The sequence below is a fragment of the Stenotrophomonas sp. RS-48 genome, from assembly GCF_030053245.1.
Classification (GTDB): domain Bacteria; phylum Pseudomonadota; class Gammaproteobacteria; order Xanthomonadales; family Xanthomonadaceae; genus Stenotrophomonas; species Stenotrophomonas maltophilia_P.
Genome location: NZ_JASGBV010000113.1, coordinates 1 through 7,052 on the forward strand (window position 1 = coordinate 1; position 7,052 = coordinate 7,052).

The 7,052-nt window shown below is 66.8% G+C and carries 6 protein-coding genes and 1 pseudogene; 6 read left to right on the forward strand and 1 reads right to left on the reverse strand.

The features are described from left to right. Both QMZ25_RS18005 and gnd read left to right on the forward strand, forming a co-directional pair. Window positions 1–513 (forward strand): annotated as a pseudogene (locus QMZ25_RS18005) (hypothetical protein); the annotation flags it as partial. Between the two features lie 10 nt (window positions 514–523). Continuing rightward, window positions 524–1,429: a phosphogluconate dehydrogenase (NAD(+)-dependent, decarboxylating) gene (gnd, locus tag QMZ25_RS18010; RefSeq protein WP_053519312.1), complete on the forward strand. Its 906-nt coding sequence runs from the start codon at window positions 524–526 to the stop codon at window positions 1,427–1,429. Window positions 1,430–1,485: 56 nt separating this feature from the next. Here the strand turns inward: gnd and QMZ25_RS18015 are convergent, their stop codons facing one another. Then, window positions 1,486–2,529 carry an oxidoreductase gene (locus QMZ25_RS18015; RefSeq protein ID WP_128989995.1) on the reverse strand — a complete coding sequence of 348 codons (1,044 nt, stop codon included), beginning with the start codon at window positions 2,527–2,529 and terminating at the stop codon, window positions 1,486–1,488. Window positions 2,530–2,701: 172 nt separating this feature from the next. On the opposite strand from QMZ25_RS18015, the gene QMZ25_RS18020 reads away from it, so the two are divergent. The 4 genes from QMZ25_RS18020 to QMZ25_RS18035 form a co-directional block, all read left to right on the forward strand. Beyond that, the gene (locus QMZ25_RS18020) at window positions 2,702–3,088 is read left to right on the forward strand and encodes a BON domain-containing protein (RefSeq protein ID WP_111186190.1); all 387 of its coding nucleotides are present in this window, start codon (window positions 2,702–2,704) and stop codon (window positions 3,086–3,088) included. 207 nt (window positions 3,089–3,295) lie between these two features. After that, window positions 3,296–5,113, forward strand: coding sequence for an ATP-binding protein (locus QMZ25_RS18025; RefSeq protein WP_053519305.1), 1,818 nt, complete (start codon window positions 3,296–3,298; stop codon window positions 5,111–5,113). Then, window positions 5,110–5,550, forward strand: coding sequence for a response regulator (locus tag QMZ25_RS18030; RefSeq protein ID WP_053519303.1), 441 nt, complete (start codon window positions 5,110–5,112; stop codon window positions 5,548–5,550). The genes QMZ25_RS18025 and QMZ25_RS18030 overlap by 4 nt, the downstream gene beginning before the upstream one ends. A gap of 4 nt (window positions 5,551–5,554) precedes the next feature. After that, window positions 5,555–7,052, forward strand: a 1,498-nt coding sequence (locus QMZ25_RS18035) for an ATP-binding protein (RefSeq protein WP_283220064.1), incomplete at its 3' end; no start/stop codon positions are given.

The following is a 7,052-nucleotide window of genomic DNA, read 5'->3' on the forward strand; positions in this document are numbered from 1 at the left end:
TTCATCGAACACGTGTACGACAAGAGCACGCTGGACGATCTGAGCAACCAGGCCGAGAACTTCGTCGTTGTCGACGTCGGGCCGGATGCAGCACAGGCGCTTGCCCGCCACGGAGGCCTGGCCTGGTACGACCAGCGCAACGCCGAGCTGTGGCAACTGGCGCAGGGGCTGCCGCGGGTGGGGCGGCGCTATTTCGAGCGGCTCCTGTTCGAACGCGACCCCGGACTGCGGGCGCGCCTTCCAGCGCGCTACCACGCCCGCCTGGCACGCATGGACCAGGTGCTGGACGATCCGTTCTACCAGCAGTTCGTGATCTACGTGCATCCGCGCGGTATACGTCCTATCGGCTACCACATCGCCCGGCTGCTCGACCGCAATCCACGAACGCCGTTTTCGATCGACCTGGCGGTGCACAATCTGCATACCACGCTCTACCGGCGTTGGCGCGAGGCGCAGCTGCGCCACTGTGCGTCAACCGGCAGGCCAGGCAGCCTGACCCTAGACCCCAACTGAAGGTGAAACAATGGATATTGCAATGATCGGCCTTGGCCGCATGGGCGCCAACATGGCCCAGCGCCTGCATCGCGGCGGCCACCGCGTGGTCGGCTACGACCCGGGCGAAGGCGCCCGCCAGCGCGCCGCGGAGGCCGGCATCGAAGTAGTCGATTCGCTGGCCGCCGCGGTCGCCGCGCTGCCGGTGCCGCGCGTGCTGTGGTTGATGGTGCCGGCGGGCGAAACGGTCGACCAGACGCTCGGCCAGCTGACCCCGCACCTGGCCGAGGGTGACATCGTCATTGACGGCGGAAACTCCAATTACCAGGACTCGATCCGCCGCGCCAAGGCGCTGGCCGAGGACGACCTGGGCTACGTCGACTGCGGCACCAGCGGCGGCATCTGGGGCCTGCAGGAGGGCTACAGCCTGATGGTCGGCGGTGAGGCGAAGGTGGTGGAGCAGGTTGCGCCGCTGCTGCGCACACTGGCGCCGGCGGAGGATCGGGGTTGGGCACGCGTCGGTCCTCCCGGTGCGGGCCATTTCACCAAGATGGTCCACAACGGCATCGAGTACGGAATGATGCAGGCCTACGCCGAAGGCTTCGCACTGATGGAACGCAAGCAGGACATGGAGCTGGACCTGGCGCAGGTTGCCGAGGTCTGGCGCCATGGCAGCGTGGTGCGTTCGTGGTTGCTGGACCTGAGTGCCGAGGCGCTCAAGCGCAATCCGTCGCTGGATGGCATCGCCCCCTACGTGGAGGATTCCGGTGAAGGCCGCTGGACCGTGGCCGAAGCGATCGCGCTGGATGTGCCGGCGCCGGTGATCACGCTCTCGCTGCTGGAACGCCTGCGGTCGCGCGAGTCGAATTCGTTCACTGACCGCCTGCTGGCGGCGATGCGCAACGAGTTCGGTGGGCATGCGATCAAGAAGTCGTAAGCGCCAGGAACGGAGCCCTTCGGCGCTGCCGTGGGGTTCCGGGCCGCGGACCGCGATCAGTTCAGTGCGATGCGCCGGGCCTCGTAAGCGCTGTCCCTGCCAGCCTGCAGCAAGCGCATTACCTGCAGCGCCTGCAATGGGCTGACCGTGGGTTCACCGTCACCCTGCATCGCCGCAGCGAACTGGGCATACAGGCGGCGATAGTCGCCCGGCAGGTTGTCGACCGTGCTGCGTTGCACGTTGTCCTCGGCATCGCAGTACACCCGCTCGCCGTGACGCGGGTCGATGCCCCAGCCCGGCGCGCCCGGCGCAACGCCGCGGCGCAGCTGTGCTTCCTGTACGTCCAGGCCCTGCTTGATCCAGCTGGCGCGGCTGCCGTGCACGGCGAACCGGGGCGTCGGTGCCGCCACCAGCGAACCGGCATGGAGGATCGCGCGGTGCCTCGGGTAATGCAGCACCGCATGGAAGTAATCGATGCCGCTGCCGCCTTCGCGCTGCACCGCCAGGTCCGCGTCGATCGCCTGCGGCCAGCCGAACAGCACCAGCATCTGATCCAGCAGATGCGGTGCAAGGTCATACCACAGGCCACTGCCAGGCCCCTCCTGCTCCCGCCAGCGCTCGCGCACGTGCGGGCGGTAGCGATCGAAATGCGCATGGCATTCGGCGACTTCGCCGAGCGCACCTTCGGCCAGCAAGGCCTGCAACGTCAGGAAATCGGCGTCGAAACGGCGATTCTGGAACACCGTGACGATGCGGTCTGCATCGCGCGCCGCCGCCAGCACGGCTTCGGCTTCGGCCACGTCCAGTGCGAAGGGTTTGTCCACCAGCACATGCTTGCCTGCGGCCAGCGCTGCCATCGCCAATGGTGCGTGCTGGTCATTCGGCGTGGCAATCACCACCGCGTCCACCGCCGGATCGTCGAATACGTCCTGGGGTGCCGCGCGCACGTGTACATCGCTGAACGTGCGCAGCAGCAGGTCGCGCTGCGAACTGACCACGCTGTGCAGGGTCAGTCCCGGGGTGTGCTGGATCAGCGGCGCGTGGAAAACGCGGCCGGCAAGGCCGTACCCGATCAGGGCCAGTTGCAGGTCAGGGCGCATGGCAGTGCTCCGCGCAGATCAGGCATGCAGGGTAAACGACGGGGGCCAGGATCCAAAGCTGAACGGTTGCGTTGAAAACCGGCGCGATTCACGGCGGCGTGACCGTAGCGCCACGCCTGCTGCACGGCGCTGCGGCCACACTGGCCCCACATTCCGCAGGAGGTAACACACGATGAACAACCCGACCCGTACGCTGATTGCTTCGGCCCTCACCCTGGGCCTGGCGCTGTCCTCCTCGGCTGCATTCGCCAAGGATCCGTCAGCCAAGAGTCCGCCTGCCACCGACCATTCGGCGATGACCCACGCTGATCGCCACGACTCCAACGAGCCGGTGACCGACACCTGGATCACCACCAAGGTGAAGGCCGACCTGCTGGCCAGCAGCAATGTGCCGGGCACCGAGGTCAAGGTGGAAACCGTGAATGGCGTCGTCAGCCTCAGTGGCACGGTGGCGACCCAGGCCGAGCATGACAAGGCCGTCACCACGGCCAAGGGCATCAAGGGCGTCACCCGCGTTGATGCCAGCGCGTTGAAGGTCAATGCGGCCGCCAAGCGCTGATCCCGGGCGCCGCCCCGTCGGGCGCTGCAATACAGCTGCATGACGGTGGAGCCGGGCCAGTCCCGGCTCCACCCATGATGTTTTCTGGACCGTTCAGCTGCCGGGGCCAGACGTTCCAGAGGTGTGACCGCCTGCGCTATATTGCCGGTTCCGCCGCAGCTGGGCCTGTCCGGGCCCATCCCTCTGCGGCCGTGCTGATGAGGAACTATGGCGCTGGTGTTCAGTGACGACATCTGGGATCGCTGGCGATTGCCGGCCTTGGCGCTGGCCGCCGCCGCGATCATCGTCGTGCCGTGGTTGACCCAGCGCAAGCTTCAGCGTGAGAACGAAGAAGCCATGGCCTGGGTGACGCATACGCAGGCGGTTGGCGTGGCGCTCCAACAGTTGCAGGCCGATGTGCGCGATGTCGAGTCGGCGGCGTTGACGCTGTCCAAGGGCGTGGACGCGCCCGGTCTGCGCGAGCGCATGGCCAAGGCCAACGAGATTCCCGGCCGACTCGCAGAGCTGGGCCGGATGACACGCGATAATCCTGAGCAGCTGATCCGCATCGGTCGCATCGAGTCCATGCTGGAAGGGCGGCTGGCGGTGGCGCGCGCGCTGGCCAAGGCCGAACCGAACAGCGATCAGCGCGCGCTGGTACAGGACCTGAGTACCCGTTACCCGATCCGCAGCGTGGTTGAAGAGCTGCAGAACAGCGAGCAGGCGCTGCTGGCCGAGCGGGCCGAACAGGCTGCGCGGCAGCGCAGGCAGACCGAATTCGTGTCGTGGAGCTCGCTGGTGGTACAGCTGGCGCTGCTTGGCCTGGTGCTCTGGCTGCTGCAGCGGCAGATCGGTCGGCGCCTGCAGGCCGAACGGCAGTCGCTGCGCTCGGCCGCGCGCGCTGCCTCAGTACTGCAGACCGTGCGTGAGCCGATCGTGCTGCTCGACCGCGAGCTGCGCGTGCAGCTGCACAATCCGGCCTTTGCCGAGTTGTACGGCCTGCAGGACGAACGTGCCGATGGCCTGCTGCTGGATGACGTCGGCGACGGCGCCTGGCGGGACGCCGTCGTGCGCCAGCGCCTGGTCGATGTGCTGCTGCGCGGGCGCGAGCTGTGGGACTTCGAGCACGAACAGCGCACCTCCGAGGGCGTGGTGCGCTACATGCTGCTCAACGCGCGGCGCATGCCGCTGCCGGATACCGACGATGAAGTGGTGTTGCTGACCGTCAGCGATGTCACCGTGCAGCGCGCCGTGCAGTCGCGTGTGGAGGAACTGAACCGCCAGCTGGAAGGCAAGGTGGCGCAGGTCTCGGAGGTCAATCGCGAGCTGGAAGCATTCAGCTATTCGGTGTCGCATGACCTGCGCGCGCCGCTGCGCCACGTTGCCGGCTTCTCCGACAAGCTGTCGCGCCACCTGGGCGAGAGCGCCGACGAGAAGAGCCTGCATTACCTTGGGGTGATCTCCAGCTCGGCGCGGCGCATGGCGACGCTGATCGACGATCTGCTGGTCTATTCGCGGCTGGGGCGCGCAGCGATGCGCCAGCAGGCAGTGGACATGCAGTCGCTGGTGTCCGATACCCGTGCGATGCTCGATTCCAACCTGCAGGCCGAGGCTGAAAGCAGTGGCCAGGTCCATCACGTCGAATGGAACATCGCACCGCTGCCGATCGTGGTGGCCGATGAGAACATGATGCGCCAGGTGTGGCTGAACCTGCTCGGCAACGCGGTCAAGTATTCCAGCAACCGCGAACCGGCGAAGATCCGCGTGGATTACCAGCCGCAGCCCGATGGCGGCCATCAGTTCACGGTCAGCGACAATGGTGCAGGCTTTGACATGGCCTATGCCGGAAAGCTGTTCGGCGTGTTCCAGCGCCTGCACAAGGCCAGTGATTACCCCGGTACCGGCATCGGCCTGGCCAGCGTACGCCGCGTGCTGACCCGTCATGGAGGCCGGGTCTGGGCCGAAGCCGAGCCGGACGCCGGCGCAACCTTCCACTTCTACCTGCCTCCCGCGCTCGACGCGGACAAACAAGGTCCCTCCGCATGACGACTCTGCGCACCATCCTTCTTGCCGAAGACAGCCCGGCCGATGCCGAGATGGCGATCGACGCCCTGCAGGAAGCCCGCCTGGCCAATCCCATCGTGCACGTCGAGGACGGCGTGGAGGTCATGGACTACCTGCTGCGGCGCGGTACCTTCGCCAGCCGCGAGGAGGGCCTGCCGGCGGTGCTGCTGCTGGACATCAAGATGCCGCGCATGGATGGCCTGGAAGTGCTGCGGCAGATCCGTGAGCACGAGGAGCTCAAGCGCCTTCCCGTGGTGATCCTGTCGTCCTCGCGCGAAGAGAGCGATCTGGCCCGCAGCTGGGACATGGGCGTGAACGCCTACGTGGTCAAGCCGGTGGACGTGGACCAGTTCTTCGGTGCCGTGCAGACCCTGGGCAAGTTCTGGGCACTGATCAACCAGGCACCGGAACTCGAGTAAGCCCATGCCCCTGACCGGTCCCTCCCTCGGGGCACTGCGCATCCTGCTGGTGGAGGATTCGCCTGAAGACGCCGAGCTGATGTCCGAACAGATGCTGGATGCGGGCCTGGAAGCCCGCTTCGAGCGCGTTGAGAGCGAGGCGGAACTGCGCCAGGCGCTGGCCTCCTTCCAGCCGGATATCGTGCTGTCCGACCTGAGCATGCCTGGTTTCTCCGGCGACGATGCCTTGCGCATCGTGCGCGAGACGGCGCCGGATGTTCCCTTCATCTTCGTCTCGGGCACGATGGGTGAGGAGAATGCAGTGGCGGCGCTGCAGAAGGGCGCCAACGACTACATCATCAAGCACCAGCCGGCGCGCTTGCCGTCGGCGGTGGCCCGTGCGATCCGCGAGGCGCGCAGCGCGGTGGAGCGTTCGCGCGTGGAGACCGAGCTGATGCGCGCGCAACGGCTGGAAAGCCTTTCGCTGCTCGCCGCTGGCCTCAGCCACGACCTGCGCAACATCCTGCAGCCGCTGCTGATCATGCCGGACCTGCTGAAGGCGCGCACCGATGATCCGCAGCTGCACCACCTTGCGGATGTGATCGCCGAGTGCGGCCGCCGCGGTCATGAAATGGCGGAATCGATGTTGTCGTTCGTCCGTGGCTCGCGCAAGCCCAGCGAACGCGTGCAGATCGACGGCCTGTTCGACGCGGTGGCGCTGCTGCTGCGCAGCAACGTGCCCGATGCGGTGCGCCTGCACCTGCAGGTGGAAGACGAGGGCCTTGCGGTCGATGCGAACTACACCGAGCTGCAGCAGGTGCTGTTGAACCTGGCACTCAATGCAATCCAGGCGATGCCCAGCGGCGGCCGCCTGAGCCTGACCGCAAGCCATGCCGGCGAGCGCGACGGTGTGGACTGGATGCGCATCGCCGTGGCCGATGAAGGCATCGGCATGGATGCCGATACGCTCTCGCATCTGTTCAATCCCTTCTTCACCACCAAGGCGGACGGTACCGGCCTGGGCCTGATTTCCTGCAAGCGCATCGTCGAAGGTGCTGGCGGCAGCATCACGGTCACCAGCCAGCCGGGGCAGGGCACCTGTTTCGAGCTGCGCCTGCCGATGCGTGACGCCATCGAGAGCGGCGAGCCGATCGAGCAGCTGGTGGCACTGGGCAGTGGCCAGTCGATCCTGGTGGTCGATGGCGAAGCCACGCGCCTGTCGCTGCTGGGCAACGCGCTGTCCAGCCAGGGATATCAGCTGCAGCTGGCTTCCGATGGCCCGGCGGCGTTGCGCTGGATGCAGCAGGAGGCGATGCCGGCGCTGGTGATCGCCGATGCCGGCTCCAAACTGCTGCCGGCCAGCCAGCTGCTGGGCGAAATGGCCGGACTGGGTTACCGGGGGCCGGCGCTGGTGCTGGAAGACGCGTCAGTGAACGTTCCGGCCGATGCATTCCCTGATGGCATCGAGGTGCATGTGCTGCGCAAGCCGTTGCAGATGCAGCAGGTGTTCCGCGCTGTGGCAG

What these genes read in the sequence shown, in the direction of transcription:
- QMZ25_RS18030 (WP_053519303.1), top strand. Translation starts at nt 5,110, where the DNA reads ATGACGACTCTGCGCACCATCCTTCTTGCCGAAGACAGCCCGGCCGAT.
- QMZ25_RS18025 (WP_053519305.1), top strand. Translation starts at nt 3,296, where the DNA reads ATGGCGCTGGTGTTCAGTGACGACATCTGGGATCGCTGGCGATTGCCG.
- QMZ25_RS18020 (WP_111186190.1), top strand. Translation starts at nt 2,702, where the DNA reads ATGAACAACCCGACCCGTACGCTGATTGCTTCGGCCCTCACCCTGGGC.
- QMZ25_RS18015 (WP_128989995.1), bottom strand. Translation starts at nt 2,529, where the DNA reads ATGCGCCCTGACCTGCAACTGGCCCTGATCGGGTACGGCCTTGCCGGC.
- gnd (WP_053519312.1), top strand. Translation starts at nt 524, where the DNA reads ATGGATATTGCAATGATCGGCCTTGGCCGCATGGGCGCCAACATGGCC.